Source organism: Cupriavidus sp. 22TCCZM04-2 (assembly GCF_057798895.1).
This window is the reverse complement of sequence record NZ_JBYOJS010000029.1, coordinates 12,168-30,025: the sequence shown is the minus strand read 5'-3', so window position 1 is coordinate 30,025 and position 17,858 is coordinate 12,168. Positions and strand designations below refer to the sequence as shown.

The window sequence follows — 17,858 nt, the reverse complement described above, 5'->3', positions numbered from 1 at the left end:
CCGGCAGGACCGGTGGGCGGTCCGCGCAGTTATGATGCCGGCTGTACTGCGTGCCGCCGTGGCGGACACGCCACCCTCACCCCGCAGACCAGGTATCCACATTGCGCTTCCTGCACACCGCCGACTGGCATCTCGGCCGGCTCTTCCATGCCCGCAGCCTGATCGAAGACCAGGCCCATATCCTCGACCAGTTTGTCGAGCTGGTGCGCGCCGAGCGCCCCGACGCTGTGCTGATAGCCGGCGACGTGTACGACCGGGCCGTGCCGCCGCCGGAAGCGGTCGCGCTGCTGGACGACGTCCTGGCGCGGATCGTCCTGGATGCGGGCGTGCCCGTGGTGCTGATCGCTGGCAACCATGACAGCGCGCAGCGGCTGGAATTTGGCGCCAGGCTGATGCAGTCGCAAGGCCTGCACGTGGCCGGCTGCACGTCCGCCACGCCCGCCAGCGCGGCGCTGCACGACGCGCATGGCGAGGTGCGCATCTATGCGCTGCCCTATGCCGAACCCGCCGTCGTGCGTGACGCGCTGGGCGCCGAATTGCCCACGCATGAAGCGGCGCTGTGCGCGCAACTGGACGCCATCCGTGCAAACCATCCGCGCGGCATGCGGTCGGTGGTGGTGGGTCATGCCTTCGTCGTCGGCGGCGCGGTCAGCGAGTCGGAGCGGCCCTTGTCGGTCGGCGGCAGCGGCGCGGTGGCGGCGCAGGCGTTCGACGGCTTCGACCTGGTGGCATTGGGCCACCTGCACCGGCCGCAGACGATCGGCGGGCGGGTGCGCTATGCGGGCTCGCTGCTGAAGTATTCGCTGTCGGAGTGCAGCCACGAAAAGTCCGTGTCGATGATCGAGCTTGGCGCCGACGGCAGCGTACAGATCACGCCCAGGCCGTTGCGGCCGCTGCGCGACTTGCGCATCGTCGAAGGCGAGCTGGCGGCCCTGATCGCTGCGGCCGCCATTGACGCGCGGCGCGATGACTATGTCTATGCGCGCCTCACCGACACCGGCGCGCTGCTGGACCCGATGGCAAAGCTGCGCCAGGTCTATCCCAATGCGCTCGCGGTCGAGCGCACCGTACTGTCCCGTGCCGGAGCCGCTGGCGATGCCGCGCGGCGGTTGCGGGAACAAAGTACCGGCGAGCTTTTTGCGAGCTTCTTCCGCGAAGTGGCCGATGCCGAACTCGATGATGGCCAGCGCGCCGCGCTGGAGCAGGTGCTGGCCGGCATGGCCGCCGCGCAGAGGGAGTCGGCATGAGGCCATTGCTCCTGACGATGCAGGCCTTCGGACCGTTTTCCGGCACCGAGGCGATCGATTTCACGCAACTGGGCGAGCAGGCCTTCTTCCTGATTCACGGCCCGACCGGTGCCGGCAAGACCACGCTGCTCGACGCGATCTGCTTTGCGTTGTATGGCGACACCTCGGGCGGCGAGCGTTCCGCGCAGGCCATGCGCAGCGCCAATGCGGCGCCCGGGCTGCGCACGGAAGTCGTGCTCGAGTTCGGCCTTGGCGCGCAGCGCTTTCGCGTCGTGCGTTCGCCCGCGCAAGAGCGGCCGAAGCAGCGCGGCGAGGGCATGGTCACCGAAACCGCCAAGGCACAGCTCGATGCCTGGGAGGGCGAGGGCTGGGTCAGCAAGGCCGGGCAGCCAGCCAGGGTCAGCGATGCCATCCGCGAGTTGTTGGGGTTCGACAGCGCGCAGTTCCGCCAGGTCATCGTGCTGCCGCAGGGACGCTTCCGCGAATTGCTGACGGCCAGTTCGCAGGCGCGGCAAGGGATCCTGGAGCGCCTGTTCCGCACCGAGCTGTACCGGCGCGTGGAAGAGCTGCTGAAAAGCGAGGCGGCCGGCATCCGGCGCGATGCCGAGCGCATCCTCGACCAGCGCCAGGCGCTGCTGCGCCAGTTCGACATGGAGTCGACCGATGCACTGGCCGTCGGTATCGCGCAGCTCCAGCAGGCACTGCAAGACCTGCAGCAACAGGAGCAATCCGCACGCGTCGGCCATGCCGCCGCGCAAACGGCCTTGCAAGGCGCGGAGCAGGTAGCGGCACGGCTGCGCGAACGTGCCGACGCGCACGCAGCCCATGAGGCCTTGCTGGCCCGCAAGGCGGCGACCGACGAACAACGCATGCGGCTGCACGCTGCACGACGTGCCACCCAGGCGTGGCCTGCCATCCAGCATCTGGAAACAACGGCACGCGACCAGCAGGCCGCGCACGCAGCGGTGGAGCACGCGGCCAGCGCGTTGCGGCAACAGCAACAGGGGGCCGCGCAGGCCACCGAGCGGCTGCAGGCCGAGCTTGCGCGCGGCGAGGTGCGCGAGGCTGGCCAACGCCGCGTGATGGAATTCGAGGCCCTGCTGCCCCGCGCGCGCCAGCTTGGCAACCTGCGCCAGTCGCTGGAGGCCGCCGCACGGCAGCAGGCCGATGCGGTTGCCGCGCGCGACCGGGCCGCCCAAGTGCTGGCGCAGAGGCAGGTGGAACTGGCCACTGCCGAAGCCGACCAGCGCCAGGCGCAGGTGCTGGCTGCGCAGCTGCAGACCTTCGGCCTGCAGCTGCAGGCAGCCCAGGCGCGCGCGAAGCAGATCGCCCGCTACCGGCAGACCGCACAGGCCGAGGCGAAGGCGCGCGAGACACTGGCGCGCTGCGATGCGGCGGCGGCCCGTGCAACCATGCACCGTGACACGCTGCGCTCGGCCCTGACGACGACGGAGTCCGCCTGGCGGGCCGGGCAGGCCGCGCGCCTTGCCGCCGTGCTGGCGACGGGCGAGGCGTGTCCGGTCTGCGGCGGCACCGACCATCCGGCGCTCGCGCAGCACACCGCGGAACTGGTTTCGGACGATGCGCTCGAGCAGGCGCGTGGCGCCTCGCGCGAGGCCGATGATGCCGCGCTGCGTGCCGTCACCATCCGGCACACCGCGCAGGCCGATCTCGAACGGTGGGCCGTGCAACTCGCGGAGGCCGCGGCGGATATCGGCGGCGCCGCGCTGCAGGCGTTAGATGCCACGGCACAGGAACTGACCGTGCAGACCGCCGCGCTCGAGCGGGAGCTTGCTGCCGCGCAGGCATCGTCTGACCGGCTGGCCCGGATGCCGGCGGTCATCGAAGAACGGCGCGCCGTGCTCGCGGCCGCGGACGATGCCCACCGCACGGCGTGCGCCACGATGGAATCCACGGGCCAGTCGCTCGCGCAGTTGCAGGGGGAGTGGCGGGCGGCGTGCGCACAACTGCCCGAAGACGCGCGCGATCCCGGGGCGATCGAAGCCGCCCTGCGACAGGCCCGCGCCCAGTTCACCGCGCTTGGCGCCGCGCTGGAGGCAGCGCAAGACGCCGACAAGCAGGCCGGCGCGGCGCTGGCCCGGGCCGAAGCGGCCAGCCAGTCGGCACAGGCCGTGCTGGCCCGCGCGGGCGAGCGCCTGCTGGAAGCGCGAACCGCGGCGGACGCCATGCTGGCCGCGTCGGGCTTTGCCGACCTGGCGGCCTTTGGCTCGGCCCGGCTGGACGCCGCGGCGATCGAGGCGCTGGACGATGCGGTACGCCTCTACGATGAAGCCCTTGCGGTGTCCGCGCATGGCCTGTCGCGCGCCATCGCGGCGGCCGAGGGGTTGTCGGTGCCGGACCTGGATGGCGTGCGCCTGGCCGCGTCGATGGCAGCGGCTGCGGTGGAAGGCATCGTCCGGCAGCAGGCCGACCGTGCGCGCATGCGCGACAACCTGCTGCAATGCCAAAGGCAGCTCGATGCCCTGGCCGCGGCCAACCGCGAGATCGAAGCGCGCTACGCCATCCTCGGACGGCTCGCGGAAGTCGCCAACGGGAACAACCCGCGCCGCATGACGTTCCAGCGCTTCGTGCTGGCCACGCTGCTCGACGAGGTGCTGGAGGCCGCCTCCGTGCGCCTGCTGGCCATGAGCCGTGGCCGCTACACTTTGCAGCGCGTGCGCGAGCAGGCCGACCAGCGCACGGCCGGCGGGCTCGACCTGGAGGTGTTCGACTACGACACCGGCGCGGCGCGGCCGGCCAATACGCTGTCAGGCGGCGAAGGGTTCCTGGCCTCGCTGTCGCTGGCGCTCGGGCTGGCCGATGTGGTCCAGTCGCGCTCAGGCGGCATCCAGCTCGATACGCTGTTCGTCGACGAAGGCTTTGGCACGCTCGATCCGGAAAGCCTCGACTTTGCCATCCGCACACTGCTGGACTTGCAGCAGGCGGGAAGGCTGGTGGGGATCATCTCGCATGTCGCGGAACTGCGCGAACGCATCGACGTGCGGCTGGAAGTCCGGCCTGGCACCGCGGGTAGCCGCGCGGTGCTGCAACTGCCCTGAGCGTGGCGCGGTTGAGGGTTCGGGGTTCAGGGTTCAGGCCGCGAATACCTTCTGGCAGCGGATGGCCATGATTTGCGCCTCGAAGGCCCGGGCGGCCAGGCGCGGCAGCGGCAAGCGCGGGCGGGCGGGGGGTGCTTGCCGGGCGGGCTCGGAAGGCAGAATATCCAGCATCCAGTCTTGCCGCGTGGTGCGCAGGATCCGGTCGAGTGCGGCCTGATGCTTGCTTGTCCGGGAAGGATTGGGGCTGGCGAAGGCGCGTGCCATGATTTCCGACTCCTCTTTCTGTTCTGGTCCGGCCACGTCGTGCCGGACTGGTTCTGGTGCAGACTTGCCGTGGCGTGCCGGGTGGTCCGGTGGCGGTCGTCTTGTGGCTGGTCTTGATCCAAGCATAGGCAGGCGCGGGCCGCGGCCGTATCGCCACCGGGCCGATTGTGGCGTCGGCTCAGTCCTACACAGGGGAAGCGAGCAGGGGCGGAAGTCCCGCGGTGCAAGGCATGGCTGCATGCGCGGCCGATTACCGGACAAGCTCTTTGCCGTTGCCTTGACCCGTGTTTGGCGCGGGGTGTACTCTGTTCAGAGTGCGAATTCAAGTTCGCAATAAGAACAAATTCGTTTATTTCTGTTGGAACCCGTCATGGCTAGCGCGCCGTCGCCCGGTGCTTGCGCCAGACGCCCGTCCGGCAGGGATCGCCCGGAGACAGTTTTTGCGTGCCGCGCCTTGCGGCCGGTCCCGGCACCTGCCAGACCCTCATCCCGGACTGGAACGCAAGTGATCAACAAGATATTTGACTCCGTGGAAGCGGCGATGGCCGGCATCCACGACGGCGCCACGATCCTGATCGGCGGTTTCGGCATGGCAGGCATGCCGGCGGAACTGATCGACGCGCTGATCGCGCAGGGCGCGCGCGACCTCACCATCGTCAACAACAACGCCGGCAACGGCGACACCGGCCTGGCCGCGCTGCTCAAGACCAAGCGCGTGCGCAAGATCATCTGCTCGTTCCCGCGCCAGTCGGACTCCTATGTCTTCGATTCGCTGTACCACGCCGGCGAGATCGAACTGGAACTGGTGCCGCAGGGCAACCTGGCCGAGCGCATCCGTGCCGCCGGCGCCGGCATCGGCGGCTTCTTCACGCGCACGGCCTACGGCACGCCGCTGGCCGAAGGCAAGGAAACCCGCATCATCGACGGCCAGGGCTATGTGTTCGAAAAGCCCATCCAGGCCGACTTCGCCCTGATCAAGGCCGACAAGGCCGACCGCTGGGGCAACCTGACCTACCGCAAGACCGCTCGCAACTTCGGCCCGATCATGGCCATGGCTGCCAAGTGCCCCATCGTCCAGGTGAGCCACCTGGTGGACCTTGGCGAACTGGATCCGGAGCACATCGTGACGCCGGGCCTGTTCGTCAAGCGCGTGGTGAAGGTCTGAGCGAGAAGGAGAGCGAACATGCAAAAACTGACCCGCGACCAGATGGCCGCCCGTGTGGCCAAGGACATCCCCGAAGGTGCCGTGGTGAATCTCGGTATCGGCCTGCCCACGCTGGTGGGCAACCACCTGCCGGCCGACAAGGAAATCCTGCTGCACAGTGAAAACGGCCTGCTCGGCATGGGCCCCGCGCCCGCACCGGGCCAGGAAGACGGCGACCTGATCAATGCCGGCAAGCAGCCCGTGACGATCAAGGCCGGCGGCTCGTATTTCCACCATGCCGACTCGTTCGCCATGATGCGCGGCGGCCACCTCGACTTTTGCGTGCTGGGCGCGTTCCAGGTCTCCGAGAAGGGCGACCTGGCCAACTGGCACACCGGCGCACCGGGCGCCATCCCCGCCGTGGGCGGCGCGATGGACCTGGCCATCGGCGCCAAGCAGGTGTTCGTGATGATGGAGCACCTGACCAAGCAGGGCGAAAGCAAGATCGTGCCGCAGTGCACCTATCCGCTGACCGGCATCGGCTGCGTGACGCGTATCTACACTGATCTGGCCACCATCGACGTGACCGCCGACGGGCTGGTTGCGCGCGACCTGGTGGAGGGGCTGGGCTTCGACGAGCTGCAGCGCCTGACCGGCGTGACCCTGATCCAGGGCTGACCACTGACATCCTGACATCAAGACCGAGAGAGAGACATGAACGAAGCCTTTATCTGCGACGCCATCCGTACCCCCATCGGCCGCTATGGCGGCAGCCTGTCCGCCGTGCGCGCGGACGACCTGGGTGCCGTGCCCCTGAAGGCGCTGATGGCGCGCAACCCGAACCTGGACTGGTCCGCCATCGATGACGTGATCTACGGCAACGCCAACCAGGCCGGTGAAGACAACCGCAACGTGGCGCGCATGTCGGCGCTGCTGGCCGGCCTGCCGCAGGACGTGCCGGGCGCGACGCTGAACCGCCTGTGCGGCTCGGGCATGGACGCCACCGGTACTGCCGCGCGCGCCATCAAGGCGGGCGAAGCCACGCTGATGATCGCCGGCGGCGTGGAAAGCATGAGCCGTGCCCCGTTCGTGATGGGCAAGGCCACCAGCGCGTTCTCGCGCGATGCGCAGATCTTCGACACCACCATCGGCTGGCGCTTCATCAACCCGGCGATGCGCGCGGCCTATGGCGTCGACTCGATGCCCGAGACCGCCGAGAACGTGGCCACCGACTACAAGATCGGCCGCGAAGACCAGGACCTGATGGCGCTGCGCAGCCAGGAGCGCGCCTCGCGCGCCCAGGCCGACGGCACGCTGGCGCAGGAAATCACGCCGGTCAGCATCGCGCAGAAGAAGGGCGATGCGATCGTCGTCGACCGCGACGAGCACCCGCGCGCCACCAGCATGGAAGCGCTGGCCAAGCTGCGCCCGATCGTGCGCGCGGACGGCACCATCACCGCCGGCAACGCCTCGGGCGTGAACGACGGCGCCTGCGCGCTGCTGCTGGCGAGCGAAGCCGGCCTCAAGCAACACGGCCTGACCCCGCGTGCGCGCATCGTCGGCATGGCAACCGCCGGCGTGGCGCCGCGCGTGATGGGCATCGGCCCGGCACCGGCCACGCAGAAGCTGATGAAGCAACTGGGCATGACGCTGGACCAGATCGACGTGATCGAACTGAACGAAGCGTTCGCCGCGCAAGGCCTGGCCGTGCTGCGTGAACTGGGCATCGCCGACGACGACAAGCGCGTCAACCCGAATGGCGGCGCAATCGCGCTGGGCCACCCGCTCGGCATGAGCGGCGCGCGCCTGGTGACCACAGCGATGTATCAGCTGCATCGCACCGGCGGACGCTTCGCGCTGTGCACCATGTGCATCGGCGTGGGCCAGGGCATCGCCATGGTGATCGAACGCGTTTAAGCGCATTCGGTTGCACCACGACTTGTTTGCTCCCCTCTCCCGCTCGCGGGAGAGGGCGTAGTACAGCGGTCTTTCTTGAGTGAGTTGAAGATGTCCCACCCCAACGCCACGATCGTAACCGGCGCCAGTTCCGGCATCGGGCGCGCCATCAGTGAAATGCTGCTGGCAGACGGCACCACCCGCGTAGTCAATATCGACTACACCGAGCCGGGCTGGTCCCATCCCAACATGACGTTTTTCCAGGCTGACCTGACCAATGCCGAGGCGACACGCGCCGTGGCGCAGCAGGTCACCTCGCAGTTCGCCGTCACGCGGCTGGTGAACAATGCGGGCGCGACGCGCCCCGGCACCGCCGACACGGCCACCGTGGCCGACCTCGACTATGTCGTTGGCCTGCACCTGCAGGCGGCCATGCTGCTCACGCAGGCCTGCCTGCCGGCCATGCGCGCCGTCGGGTTTGGCCGCGTGGTCAACATGGCTTCGCGCGCGGCGCTGGGCAAGCCCGAGCGCGTGGTGTACTCGGCCACCAAGGCCGGGCTGATCGGCATGACGCGCACGCTGGCGATGGAGCTTGGCGGCGACGGCATCACCGTGAATGCGGTGGCGCCGGGCCCGATCGCCACGGAGCTGTTCCGCAAGAGCAATCCCGAAGGCAGCGAACAGACGCGCCGCATCCTGGCGAGCATCGCCGTGAAGCGCATGGGTACGCCGGAAGACGTGGCGCGCGCCGCGCTGTTCTTCCTGTCGCCGGATAATGGCTTTGTCACGGGCCAGGTCCTCTACGTCTGCGGCGGAACCACGCTTGGCGTGGCACCGGTCTGATCCCGCGGACTTCAGGCATTCACAAGAACAGACGTTAATAAAGCGTCATATCAGGCTGCGATCCTTGCGGTCACAGCCGGCACGAAGACAGCGTCACCGCGCTGTCTTCTTCCAGGGCAGCAATCACGCTATCCAGCATTCGCCCGCGACAGACACGCTGCGCGCGGGCAACAAGGACAACCGGAGCAAACCGATGAGACTCGATTCCCAGACCTCCACGACCCGCCGCCGCCTGCTGGCCGCAGGCGTTGCGCTGGCCACCACCATTGCCGGCTTTGCCGGCGCGGCGCATGCGCAAGGTGGCTACCCGACCAAGCCGATCACGATGATCGTGCCGTTCTCGGCCGGTGGCACCACCGACATCCTGGCCCGCATCGTCGGCCTGCAACTGGGCAAGGCACTCGGCCAGCCCGTGGTGATCGACAACCGTCCGGGCGCGGGCGGCAACATCGGCGCATCGCTGGCCGCCAAGGCGCCGGGCGATGGCTATACGCTGTTCATGGGCACCATCGGCACCCACGCCATCAACCAGTCGCTGTATTCCAAGCTGCCGTATGACCCGGTCAAGGATTTCGCGCCGATCAGCCGCGTGGCGATGGTGCCGAACCTGGTGGTGGTGAACCCGAAGGTGCCGGTGAACAATATCAAGGAACTGATTGCCTACGTGAAGGCCAATCCGGACAAGCTGTCCTACGGCTCATCGGGCAGCGGCTCGTCGATGCACCTGTCGGGCGAGCTGTTCAATTCGATGACCGGCCTGCACATCCAGCACATCCCGTACAAGGGCAGCGCGCCTGCCGTGAACGACCTGCTGGGCAACCAGATCGGCCTGATGTTCGACAACATGCCGTCGTCGTATCCGCACGTGAAGGCCGGCAAGCTGCGCGCCATCGCCGTGACCTCGGCCAAGCGCTCGCCGGCGCTGCCGAACGTGCCGACCGTGGCGGAATCGGGCGTGCCCGGCTATGAAGCCACCTCGTGGTTCGCGCTGTACGCCACCGCCGGAACCCCGCAACCCATCATCGACCGCCTGAACGCCGAAGTGGTGAAGATCCTCGCCATGCCGGAGGTGAAGAAGCAGATGGCCGACCAGGGTGCCGAGCCCAATCCCGAAAAGCCGGCCCAGCTCGCCGCGTTCATGAAGACCGAGACCGCGAAGTGGGCCAAGGTGGTGAAGGCTTCGGGCGCGACGGTGGATTGATTACTGTCTGACTCTGTTGCTTTTGCGATGGTGGAAAGCCGGTTCCTTGGGGGACCGGCTTTTTTGTTGTCTGGGGAGCCAAACGAGACAAAACTGCGGACGAGGATGCAGATATCTCGGCAATGTCCGCAATCAAAAGATGTGAAGCCGGAGCTTTGCTGATCTCTTCGGATGCTAGCCTCGACATTGTCACTACCCGGAATTTCTCTGCCCCGGCCTGTCTCTCTTCGCGATGTAGCTGGGATAGCTTTCGCCATCAATTCCATAAGGAAGCAAACACTGCAGGGCGGGATATCGATAACGCCGTTAGCTCGGGGCTAAAAGCGACTGGTACCAGGATCTTGCGCTCCCTAAGCTGAAGTTGGGCGGTGTGGACTAGCCCATTTCTCAGTCAACAAGGAGTCTTGAAATGATCCATGAGTCGTGCAATACCCCTGCGGGAATCGAGTCGCAGGCCGGCTTCCGTCTCGATGACTTTACCTTCGAGGTTGAATGGGATTCTGGCCATGATCCGGAGCGCGCCATGTGGGGAGAAGCCATTCAGTATTGAGCGCGGTGAGTGAGGTGAGATGGAAATGACTCCATCTCACCCTTCCGGATAGGTGGCCCGACATGGAATTCTTCAAAGTAGAAGCCGATGGTGAGGTGATATACGCAACAAAGAACCCACAAGCGTGGATGAAAATAAGCAGCGGAAGGGCGGCAGAACTCGAGAGTTTGCTAGCGGATGATGACCCAGCTCTTATGCGATCGCTAGAGGGCATTTCAAAAACGTCAAAGTTGGCAGGCAAGGAACATCTGGCACTGTATCCCGTTGTCAAGCTCACCAACCGTTGCAACTTATCGTGCCCCCACTGCTACATTGAGGCTCCAAGCAGCATGCGCCGGGGAAAGTTCGACCTCGAATACCGAGAGGTAAGGGATTTCATCGATTACGTCATCGGGCTAGGTGGTGCAATGAACAATCCTACAAGGACGCTTCAACTCTTCGGTGGTGAACCAACAATAAATAAGACTTCGCAGACATTCTCGGTTACGCCAGAGAAAGAGGCTTGATGGTCCGGGTGTCAACAAATGCGGCAAATATCAAAAAATTCCAATCGGGAGCGTTCTTAGATTTTTATCAGGACAAGGGGGGTGAATGGCGTATTTCCTTGGATTCCCACGTGCGAGAGGTGCACGATCAGTTCCGACCCGGAAGCTTTGATCAGGTCGTGTCCAATGTGCGATACATGGCGGATATGGGAGCCTTCATCTCTATCAAGGCTGTAGTGGGGGCGCATAATTTCTCGTCCTTCATTGATACCATCTATTTTGCACGCGAACTTGGGGCAACACAGTTCCTGTACTCACCCCTAAGCCTGACGGGATCGGCGGCGCGTATCAAATTGCTGAACAAGGTGACGACCAGGATGATCACCGAAAAGATGGTTGCTGCCATCGAAGGTGACGCAAGGCTGGGTCCTTTTGTGCAATCGTCACCAATTGCTCGTTATCTCAAACTGATCTATATGCGCGATGCTGGGGTTCTGCCACGAGTGCAGTTCCACATTAATCACGATGGTCGCGTATGCCCTCAGGACAATCTGTTTGAATTCCCTGAGTACCATTTTGGTGACATCCTGTCGGGCGACTACGCATTCGACAAGCTATGCGAGTACCAGGCAATGCTGGAAGAGCCGGTGGCGTGCAAGGAGTGCCCAGTCTCTCACTATTGCCCGCGTGCAGACTATGCGGATCTGGCGTCAGGAGACTTGGGATTCGCAAAGGAGTTTTCTGTTTGTGATGATATTCGCGACAACGTCTTCTACTTGATGTCACTTGGGCAGCGCGGAGCTGCATTGACGCGGGCCGTCTTCGGGCAGTCCAAATGACAGTGCAGAATATAGAAACGCAAGACCTACCCAAGCCATTTCTGTGGCTGGCTGTCGTCGGGTTTCTCGTCCCAAGTGCCACAATTCTGCAAACGTTCACGATCACGTGGTACCTCGCGCAGCACGCCGAGCTTGCCTCACTGCTCCCGCTGACCATCGGGGGCGGTGCCGTGGCGCGAATTTTCAGTGGCATCCCACTGACCTACCTGATCCAAAGATCAGGGGCACGCAACGCCTGCATTGTATGCCTGCTGTCTGGTGCCGCCATCTTACTCGGAACGATTCCAGTGCTTGCGCGGCTAATGCCGCTTTGGCTATTGATTCCCGCTGAGATTGGGATGGGAGTTGCAATAACCGGCTATTCGATTTCGCGGCAGATTCTGATCAAGGACATGCTTCACGGCCAGGGGAAAGGCTTGGCTGCGGGTCTCTCCCGCAGTACGGGCTACCTGAGCAAGCTGGTAGTTCCACTGTTTGGTGGTCTGCTGTTGATAGCACTGGAGGCTGTCTATTCTACGCTGGTGTGCTGCGGCACTCTGCTGGTCAGCGCATGGGTAGTCTGTACGTTGGATATAGATTCGCCAGCCTCCCGTACTGCCGCCGTGAAGGCATTGCCTTTGACCGAACGCTTTGCAACGGCCTTTGTGTTCTACAAAAGCGACGACATGCTAATGTGTGCACTTGGTTTTACTGCGATACTTAATTTTGTGCTGTCCCCCCTGGTAATTATCATGCCACTCTTCATAACAGGCATCGACGGATCTAACAGCGCGTATCTCGGATTTTCGGAGTCCTGCTTGGGTGTGGGCGCAGTTGGCGGTGCTTTGGGTTACGCAAAGCTGAGGCGGTGCCATCTTCCGTCATTGGCTGTAATGACCGGTTGCGGCTTCTTGCTGATCTGTGTCTCAACGGGGTTGACGAGTGCATGGCGATATCCGGTGTTTAACGTTGCCTTGCTGTTGATCGGAGCCAGTGTCGCGTTTTCGGGAAGCGCGGCGGATGCGCTGTTGATGAGGCTGGCGTCGCGCGATTCATATGGCCGCATCTTGGGCGTGCAAACGTTGATCGTGGGGTCTGCTTTTCCGGCGGGGCTATTTGCGGCTGGCACGTTTCTTCAGTTTACCGACGCTTTTCAAATCATTGCCGCATACAACGCTGGGCTGTGCATTACTGTGGCTTTGCTGCTTCATCGGAAACTGGTGAAATCCGGCGCCGAGAATGCGCCTGACTGATACAACAGCTTAGGTCAAACGAAACAGCGCCCATCGGGATGCCCCGAGCCCGTTGCTCACGCATACCTGCGGCCGCTGATTGTTCCGAGCGGCGCGAACGCATGTCGCGCGCACTATCTCCGACTGAATGTGTGCAAGATTGAGATGGATCATTGCAACTGGTATCGCATACTGGAACTGTAATGGCTCCAGCAGTTCGGGCATGCCATGCTAGCTCGCTCAATGGCATCGCGACTACAGAGACTGTTGCTGGTATCGCTTGTGGTAGATGGAGCCTGGCGTATGGTCCTGCTGTTTGCGGTCCCCTCCCTTGGCAAGCCTGACGGCACAGCGAGCGCTTTTCCGTGAAGAGCTCGACAGATCAGTCCGTTCCGGTTGACGGCGGAGCGTCTGTACTTTCGGGGGCCGCAGCGCCCCTGCTCGCAAAAACCCTCTTTGGGCGGCTGATCAAGCAGGGTCGGTTGCGTCAGCTGCAACTATTGGTCATGGTCGACGATTGCGGCTGCATCGCGCGCGCGGCAAAGGAAGCTTGCATGAGCCAGTCGGCCGCAACTCAGTCGCTCGCCCAGCTCGAACTGTTGGTCGGCATGAAGCTGTTCGAGCGCCACGCGCGTGGAATACGGCCGACGGCATGCGGACGAGGCATGATTTCTCATGCGCGTGAAGTCATGGTACGGCTTCAGCAATCTGCGGAGTTTCTGGCTGCGAGCCAGCAGGGTGATACCAGGTCACTGCGCATCGGGTCCATTCCCGCTGCTTCCCATGCGTTGACGGCGTCAGTGCTGAGCACTTTCCATCAGGCGTACCCGGAAGTCCGTCTCGAACTTCAAGAAGACTTCGGCGTGCGCCTGATGTCATTGCTAAGTGCGGGCGGCCTGGACGTCGTGTTCTGCAGGATGCCGCGGCGATTACCCAATGTGTTGCACTTCGAGCCGGTCCTGGACGATGAAGCCATGATTGTCGCTTCGTCTTCGCACCCACTGTGCAAGCGGGACGCGCTTCCCATCCAGGCGCTTCGGGGGGCGAACTGGGTATTGCCCGTGGCCAGTGTTCATCTGCGGGAGATGTTTGATAGCGTCGTGCTTGACGCACTGCCCGACGCCAAGTTACTACCGCTTGCAACCGTATCGCTGCCGGTCCTAGAAACTTTCCTGCAGTTGCCGGGATCCGTTGCGTTGATACCGCGAAGCATATCGACAGGCATGCTGGCTGGCGGGCGTGTGTGCCAGTTGCAGGTGGCAATGCCAGCCGGGCTCGCCCCCCTTGGCGCCGTGCATGTCGCGGAGCCTGTTCCCGATCTCGTGCAACGGCTTTTAGCGATTGCCAGGCGGGAAACTGCTGCAGGCGGACGCGCTACGCATGGTACGGGGGCCATGGGTGCGGTGTCAGGAAGTAAGTATCCGAACTGACTCTTTCCGCGTGTTGCGAAAGGAATCCGCAGGCGCCAGTCAAGGCAAGGCCTTCCCCAGATAACGCTCAAACCACTGCGCCGCCAGACGAGCGACCGATTCCAGCGCGCCGGGCTCCTCGAACAAATGGGAGGCCCCGGGCACGATCACCAGTTTCTTCTGGCAGGTCAGCTGGGCAAAGGCCGACTCATTCCGTTCCAGGACACTGACATCGAGCCCGCCGATGATCAGCATGGTCGGCGCAGCCAGCTGTGTAAGCGCGTCGGGGCCCGCCAGATCGACCCTGCCGCCGCGCGAGACGATGGCGCCGATCGGGATTTGCGACCGGCTTGCCGCACGCATCGATGCGGCCGCACCAATGCTGGCGCCGAAATAGCCCAGCCGTGGCGGCGTGCCTGGCTGCCGTGCCACCCAGCTGGTCGCCTGTGCCAGTCGCGAAGCCAGAAGGTCGACGTCGAAGCGGATGGACTGCACCTGGTCTTCCTCCGGCAGCAGCAAGTCCATCAGCAGCGTTCCAATGCCGCAGCGATTGAGTTCGGCGGCCACACGGCGATTGCGCGGGCTAAGCCGGGAACTGCCCGTACCGTGCGCAAACAAGACCAATGCGCCGGCGCCCGGCAGCAATGTGAGGATGCCTTGCAGGGCCACGCCGCCGGCTGGGATCACCACCTCGGTGGTATCTGAACTGTCTCGCATGCCGCTGCCCTCCAGCAGATGGCGCCTTGCGGTGCACCGCGTTGCAATCGGCCCCATCCCAGTCCACTATAGGGCGGGCGTGGTGGCGAGGCCAGCGTCCAAGTGCCGGTCTGCCGAGGCGCGCCATCGACAAACACCCCGACAAACACCCCATAACGATCCCAATGGATCAGGAGGGACTATGAAGACTCTGTTTCTGGTGCGGCATGCCAAGGCAAGTCACGATGACCCGTCCTTGCCCGACCGTGAGCGACCCCTGGAGGACCGTGGCAGGCACGACGCTCCGGAGATGGGCAAGCGCCTGGCGGGCCGCAAGGTAAAGCCCGACCTGCTCGTGTCGAGTCCGGCCCTGCGCGCGCTGACGACGGCGCAGCTGATGGCCGACGAACTCGGCTATGAGCGCAAGGACATCATGGTCGACGACCGGCTGTACGCCAGTAGCGCCGCCAGCCTGCTGGCCGTCGTTCGTGAACTCGACAAGTCGGTTGGCAGTGTGATGCTGTTCGGTCACAACCCTGAGTTCACGGAACTTGCGCATCGTCTGTCGGCCGAGATCACCAACATGCCCACCTGCGCGGTCGCCAAGTTCCGCTTCGACACGCAGACGTGGGAGGATGTCGGCGAAATCACTCCCGCTAAAGTCTCGCTGAACTCGCCACGGAAATAGTCCGATATTGACCGCTGCCGGAGCAGTCAGGTTGGCTGAACTGGCAGAAAAAAACCCGCAAAGAAACTCGCGGGTTCAATCCATGGCCGCAGATGGGCCTGGAGGAGACAACCACAGAAGAACTTGCTGGCCCGACGTGCTCAGCCCAGGCAGTATTTGACGACCTGCTCCTCGACACCGACAAAGCGCACGAGCTGGCGCAGGCCGCTGGCGTATTCCTTGATATGGTGGCCGTCCGGCGTATCCGGCAACCGGTAGTAGACCGGTGCGCGGGCCGGCAGCACCGCGATTTCGCTCGCCGGGTCCTGCCCGGCATCAGCCTCCCAGGCGACGTCACGGTCTTCTGCAAGATCGTGTCCTCTCATTTCCATTGGCTCCGGTGACAAAGCACGAGCAGGGTGGGGGCGATGCCCGTCTCGCGCAGACAGATCGTATTGTTTGCAATGTATGCCATGCTCCCCAAAAATGCCATTCAGCATTTTTTAATTCTGAGAGGCATGTGTTTTCAAAATTGTCGGTTTTGTCGGTTCACCGGAAATGTCCTCTCGCCGATGCATCAGCCGGGAGCGGCGCCCGCGGCTATCGCGCAAAGCCTTGCGCTACCATAGCGCGGTCCCCGAGAAGCTTGCCGTCGCATGCTTTCCGGCCTTCAATCGCCAGCATGGCTACCCTTCCAGCCGAATGTCGACACAGCACGCCCTGTTGATTTCCCTGATCGAGAAACCGTCGTCCGGTTATGACCTGGCGCGCCGGTTCGATCGTTCCATCGGCTATTTCTGGCACGCCACGCACCAGCAGATCTATCGCGAACTTGGACGCATGGCCGATCACGGCTGGATTGCCGCCGAGGAAACCGACCCGAGCGTCGACGCCGACGGCAACGCCTCGCCCAATGGCGAAGAGAAGAAAAGCCGCAAGAAGGTGTACCACGTGCTGCCAGCCGGGCGCGAGGAACTGGTGCGATGGGTGCTGGAGCCCGGCGCGGGCCTGGACCAGCGCGAAGAGATCCTGGTCAAGCTGCGCGCGGACGCGGCGATCGGCCCACTGGGCCTGGCCGATGAAATGCGCCGGCTGATCGCGCTGCACCAGGCACGGCTGGAAACCTACCAGGCCATCGAGCGCCGCGACTTTGCCGACGGCCGCCGGGACCGTGCGCAGCAACTGCGCCTGGCATTGCTGCGCCGGGGCATTCGTTTCGAACAGGACTGGGTGGCCTGGGGCAACGATCTGATGCCCCTGCTGGCGACACCTGCGGGCGATCGCCAGGACTGAGCCCGTTCCCTTTCCCGTTCCTGCTGCGTCAGGCGATGTCCGCGGCCTGTGCCTGCGACGCACCGGCGGCATCGGGCAGGCCGAGGCGGCGGCGGGCGAGCGCATACTCTTCGGCAAAGCGGCGCACCAGTTCGGCGGCAGGCACCACGCGCTTGATGGCGCCCACACCCTGGCCGGCACCCCAGATATCCTTCCACGCCTTGGCGCTGGCCGAGCCGAAATTCATCTTCGACGGATCCGATTGCGGCAGCGCCGCCGGGTCCAGGCCCGCGCGCTCGATGCTGCCGCGCAAGTAGTTGCCATGCACGCCGGTGAACAGGTTCGAGTAGACGATGTCATTCGCGCTGCTGTCCACGATCATCTGCTTGTAGCCGTCCTGGGCGTTGGCTTCCTGCGTGGCGATGAAGGCCGAGCCGATGTAGGCGAGGTCCGCGCCCGCGGCCTGCGCGGCCAGGATGGCGTCGCCGCTCGAAATCGCGCCCGACAACAGCAGCGGACCGTCGAACCACTCGCGGATTTCATGCAGCAGCGCAAACGGCGACAGCGTGCCGGCATGGCCGCCCGCGCCTGCCGCCACGGCCACAAGCCCATCGGCACCCTTTTCGATCGCCTTGCGCGCAAAGGCGTTGTTGATGACATCGTGCAGGACGATGCCGCCGTACGAATGCACCGCCTCGTTGACTTCCGTGCGCGCGCCCAGCGACGTGATCACGATGGGCACCTTGTAGCGCACGCACATTTCCAGGTCATGCTCGAGCCGGTCGTTGGACTTGTGCACGATCTGGTTGACAGCGAACGGCGCGGCCGGGCGGTCCGGGTGCCTGGCGTCGTGTTCCGCCAGTTCCGTCGTGATGCGGTCCAGCCACTCTTCCAGCTTCGGTGCCGGCCGCGCATTGAGCGCCGGGAACGATCCGACGACGCCAGCCTTGCACTGGGCGATGACGAGGTCGGGGTTGGAGATGATGAACAGTGGCGAGCACACGACCGGCAGCGAAAGCCGGTTCTTCAACTGGGCGGGAAGGGACATGCGAAAAGCTCCTCGGTGGAATCGGGC

The 17,858-nt window shown here is 64.4% G+C and carries 18 protein-coding genes; 14 read left to right on the top strand and 4 right to left on the bottom strand.

Translation table 11 applies throughout. From position 1 onward, the window contains the following. Positions 1–101: 101 nt before the first annotated feature. Together AC3FKG_RS27920 and AC3FKG_RS27915 are read left to right on the top strand one after the other, a co-directional pair. The gene (locus AC3FKG_RS27920; protein ID WP_483712588.1) at positions 102–1,247 is read left to right on the top strand and encodes an exonuclease SbcCD subunit D; all 1,146 of its coding nucleotides are present in this window, start codon (positions 102–104) and stop codon (positions 1,245–1,247) included. Continuing rightward, complete coding sequence (locus tag AC3FKG_RS27915; RefSeq protein ID WP_483712586.1) at positions 1,244–4,306, top strand: AAA family ATPase; 3,063 nt, start codon at positions 1,244–1,246, stop codon at positions 4,304–4,306. The genes AC3FKG_RS27920 and AC3FKG_RS27915 overlap by 4 nt, the downstream gene beginning before the upstream one ends. A 33-nt stretch (positions 4,307–4,339) precedes the next feature. Here the strand turns inward: AC3FKG_RS27915 and AC3FKG_RS27910 are convergent, their stop codons facing one another. Next, entirely contained in the window at positions 4,340–4,570 is a 231-nt protein-coding gene (locus tag AC3FKG_RS27910; RefSeq protein WP_483712584.1) for a hypothetical protein, read from the bottom strand. 505 nt (positions 4,571–5,075) lie between these two features. On the opposite strand from AC3FKG_RS27910, the gene AC3FKG_RS27905 reads away from it, so the two are divergent. The 10 genes from AC3FKG_RS27905 to AC3FKG_RS27860 all read left to right on the top strand — a co-directional run bounded on the left by AC3FKG_RS27905 (position 5,076) and on the right by AC3FKG_RS27860 (position 14,169). Continuing rightward, positions 5,076–5,735, top strand: a complete 660-nt coding sequence (locus AC3FKG_RS27905) for a 3-oxoacid CoA-transferase subunit A (protein ID WP_483712583.1) — start codon at positions 5,076–5,078, stop codon at positions 5,733–5,735. An 18-nt stretch (positions 5,736–5,753) separates the two neighbouring features. Then, a complete protein-coding gene (locus AC3FKG_RS27900) occupies positions 5,754–6,392 on the top strand; it encodes a 3-oxoacid CoA-transferase subunit B (protein ID WP_483712581.1) in 639 nt (212 codons plus the stop codon). A gap of 36 nt (positions 6,393–6,428) precedes the next feature. Then, positions 6,429–7,631, top strand: a complete 1,203-nt coding sequence (pcaF, locus tag AC3FKG_RS27895) for a 3-oxoadipyl-CoA thiolase (protein ID WP_488744697.1) — start codon at positions 6,429–6,431, stop codon at positions 7,629–7,631. 90 nt (positions 7,632–7,721) lie between these two features. Then, positions 7,722–8,453, top strand: coding sequence for an SDR family NAD(P)-dependent oxidoreductase (locus tag AC3FKG_RS27890; protein WP_488744696.1), 732 nt, complete (start codon positions 7,722–7,724; stop codon positions 8,451–8,453). 193 nt (positions 8,454–8,646) lie between these two features. Beyond that, on the top strand, positions 8,647–9,654 hold the full coding sequence (locus tag AC3FKG_RS27885) for a Bug family tripartite tricarboxylate transporter substrate binding protein (RefSeq protein ID WP_483712576.1): 1,008 nt from the start codon (positions 8,647–8,649) through the stop codon (positions 9,652–9,654). Between the two features lie 409 nt (positions 9,655–10,063). Further along, positions 10,064–10,204 (top strand): hypothetical protein, encoded by a 141-nt coding sequence (locus AC3FKG_RS27880; RefSeq protein WP_483712575.1) that lies wholly within the window; start codon positions 10,064–10,066, stop codon positions 10,202–10,204. A gap of 62 nt (positions 10,205–10,266) precedes the next feature. Continuing rightward, on the top strand, positions 10,267–10,710 hold the full coding sequence (locus AC3FKG_RS27875; RefSeq protein ID WP_488744695.1) for a hypothetical protein: 444 nt from the start codon (positions 10,267–10,269) through the stop codon (positions 10,708–10,710). After that, positions 10,710–11,528 carry a radical SAM protein gene (locus tag AC3FKG_RS27870; protein ID WP_488744694.1) on the top strand — a complete coding sequence of 273 codons (819 nt, stop codon included), beginning with the start codon at positions 10,710–10,712 and terminating at the stop codon, positions 11,526–11,528. Before AC3FKG_RS27875 ends, AC3FKG_RS27870 begins: the two co-directional genes overlap by 1 nt. Beyond that, positions 11,525–12,760, top strand: coding sequence for an MFS transporter (locus tag AC3FKG_RS27865; protein ID WP_488744693.1), 1,236 nt, complete (start codon positions 11,525–11,527; stop codon positions 12,758–12,760). The genes AC3FKG_RS27870 and AC3FKG_RS27865 overlap by 4 nt, the downstream gene beginning before the upstream one ends. Before the next feature lie 344 nt (positions 12,761–13,104). Next, positions 13,105–14,169 (top strand): LysR family transcriptional regulator, encoded by a 1,065-nt coding sequence (locus AC3FKG_RS27860; RefSeq protein ID WP_488744692.1) that lies wholly within the window; start codon positions 13,105–13,107, stop codon positions 14,167–14,169. A 39-nt stretch (positions 14,170–14,208) separates the two neighbouring features. Here AC3FKG_RS27860 and AC3FKG_RS27855 read toward each other — a convergent pair whose 3' ends face one another. Further along, positions 14,209–14,865 carry a dienelactone hydrolase family protein gene (locus tag AC3FKG_RS27855; RefSeq protein WP_488744691.1) on the bottom strand — a complete coding sequence of 219 codons (657 nt, stop codon included), beginning with the start codon at positions 14,863–14,865 and terminating at the stop codon, positions 14,209–14,211. A gap of 181 nt (positions 14,866–15,046) precedes the next feature. On the opposite strand from AC3FKG_RS27855, the gene AC3FKG_RS27850 reads away from it, so the two are divergent. Further along, a complete protein-coding gene (locus AC3FKG_RS27850) occupies positions 15,047–15,532 on the top strand; it encodes a SixA phosphatase family protein (protein WP_483712565.1) in 486 nt (161 codons plus the stop codon). A 140-nt stretch (positions 15,533–15,672) separates the two neighbouring features. On the opposite strand, the gene AC3FKG_RS27845 is transcribed toward AC3FKG_RS27850, so the two are convergent. Beyond that, complete coding sequence (locus tag AC3FKG_RS27845; RefSeq protein WP_483712564.1) at positions 15,673–15,897, bottom strand: hypothetical protein; 225 nt, start codon at positions 15,895–15,897, stop codon at positions 15,673–15,675. Between the two features lie 316 nt (positions 15,898–16,213). Here AC3FKG_RS27845 and AC3FKG_RS27840 point away from each other — a divergent pair, with 316 nt between their 5' ends. After that, positions 16,214–16,804, top strand: a complete 591-nt coding sequence (locus tag AC3FKG_RS27840; RefSeq protein ID WP_483712562.1) for a PadR family transcriptional regulator — start codon at positions 16,214–16,216, stop codon at positions 16,802–16,804. A 28-nt stretch (positions 16,805–16,832) separates the two neighbouring features. On the opposite strand, the gene AC3FKG_RS27835 is transcribed toward AC3FKG_RS27840, so the two are convergent. Further along, a complete protein-coding gene (locus AC3FKG_RS27835; protein ID WP_483712561.1) occupies positions 16,833–17,831 on the bottom strand; it encodes an NAD(P)H-dependent flavin oxidoreductase in 999 nt (332 codons plus the stop codon). Positions 17,832–17,858 lie beyond the last annotated feature (27 nt).

Bases quoted from the DNA above. Each gene is read 5' to 3' on its own strand.
- AC3FKG_RS27840 (WP_483712562.1), top strand. From the start codon at position 16,214: ATGTCGACACAGCACGCCCTGTTGATTTCCCTGATCGAGAAACCGTCG.
- AC3FKG_RS27900 (WP_483712581.1), top strand. From the start codon at position 5,754: ATGCAAAAACTGACCCGCGACCAGATGGCCGCCCGTGTGGCCAAGGAC.
- AC3FKG_RS27890 (WP_488744696.1), top strand. From the start codon at position 7,722: ATGTCCCACCCCAACGCCACGATCGTAACCGGCGCCAGTTCCGGCATC.
- pcaF (WP_488744697.1), top strand. From the start codon at position 6,429: ATGAACGAAGCCTTTATCTGCGACGCCATCCGTACCCCCATCGGCCGC.
- AC3FKG_RS27880 (WP_483712575.1), top strand. From the start codon at position 10,064: ATGATCCATGAGTCGTGCAATACCCCTGCGGGAATCGAGTCGCAGGCC.
- AC3FKG_RS27885 (WP_483712576.1), top strand. From the start codon at position 8,647: ATGAGACTCGATTCCCAGACCTCCACGACCCGCCGCCGCCTGCTGGCC.
- AC3FKG_RS27870 (WP_488744694.1), top strand. From the start codon at position 10,710: ATGGTCCGGGTGTCAACAAATGCGGCAAATATCAAAAAATTCCAATCG.
- AC3FKG_RS27875 (WP_488744695.1), top strand. From the start codon at position 10,267: ATGGAATTCTTCAAAGTAGAAGCCGATGGTGAGGTGATATACGCAACA.
- AC3FKG_RS27865 (WP_488744693.1), top strand. From the start codon at position 11,525: ATGACAGTGCAGAATATAGAAACGCAAGACCTACCCAAGCCATTTCTG.
- AC3FKG_RS27850 (WP_483712565.1), top strand. From the start codon at position 15,047: ATGAAGACTCTGTTTCTGGTGCGGCATGCCAAGGCAAGTCACGATGAC.
- AC3FKG_RS27835 (WP_483712561.1), bottom strand. From the start codon at position 17,831: ATGTCCCTTCCCGCCCAGTTGAAGAACCGGCTTTCGCTGCCGGTCGTG.
- AC3FKG_RS27845 (WP_483712564.1), bottom strand. From the start codon at position 15,897: ATGAGAGGACACGATCTTGCAGAAGACCGTGACGTCGCCTGGGAGGCT.
- AC3FKG_RS27910 (WP_483712584.1), bottom strand. From the start codon at position 4,570: ATGGCACGCGCCTTCGCCAGCCCCAATCCTTCCCGGACAAGCAAGCAT.
- AC3FKG_RS27855 (WP_488744691.1), bottom strand. From the start codon at position 14,865: ATGCGAGACAGTTCAGATACCACCGAGGTGGTGATCCCAGCCGGCGGC.
- AC3FKG_RS27915 (WP_483712586.1), top strand. From the start codon at position 1,244: ATGAGGCCATTGCTCCTGACGATGCAGGCCTTCGGACCGTTTTCCGGC.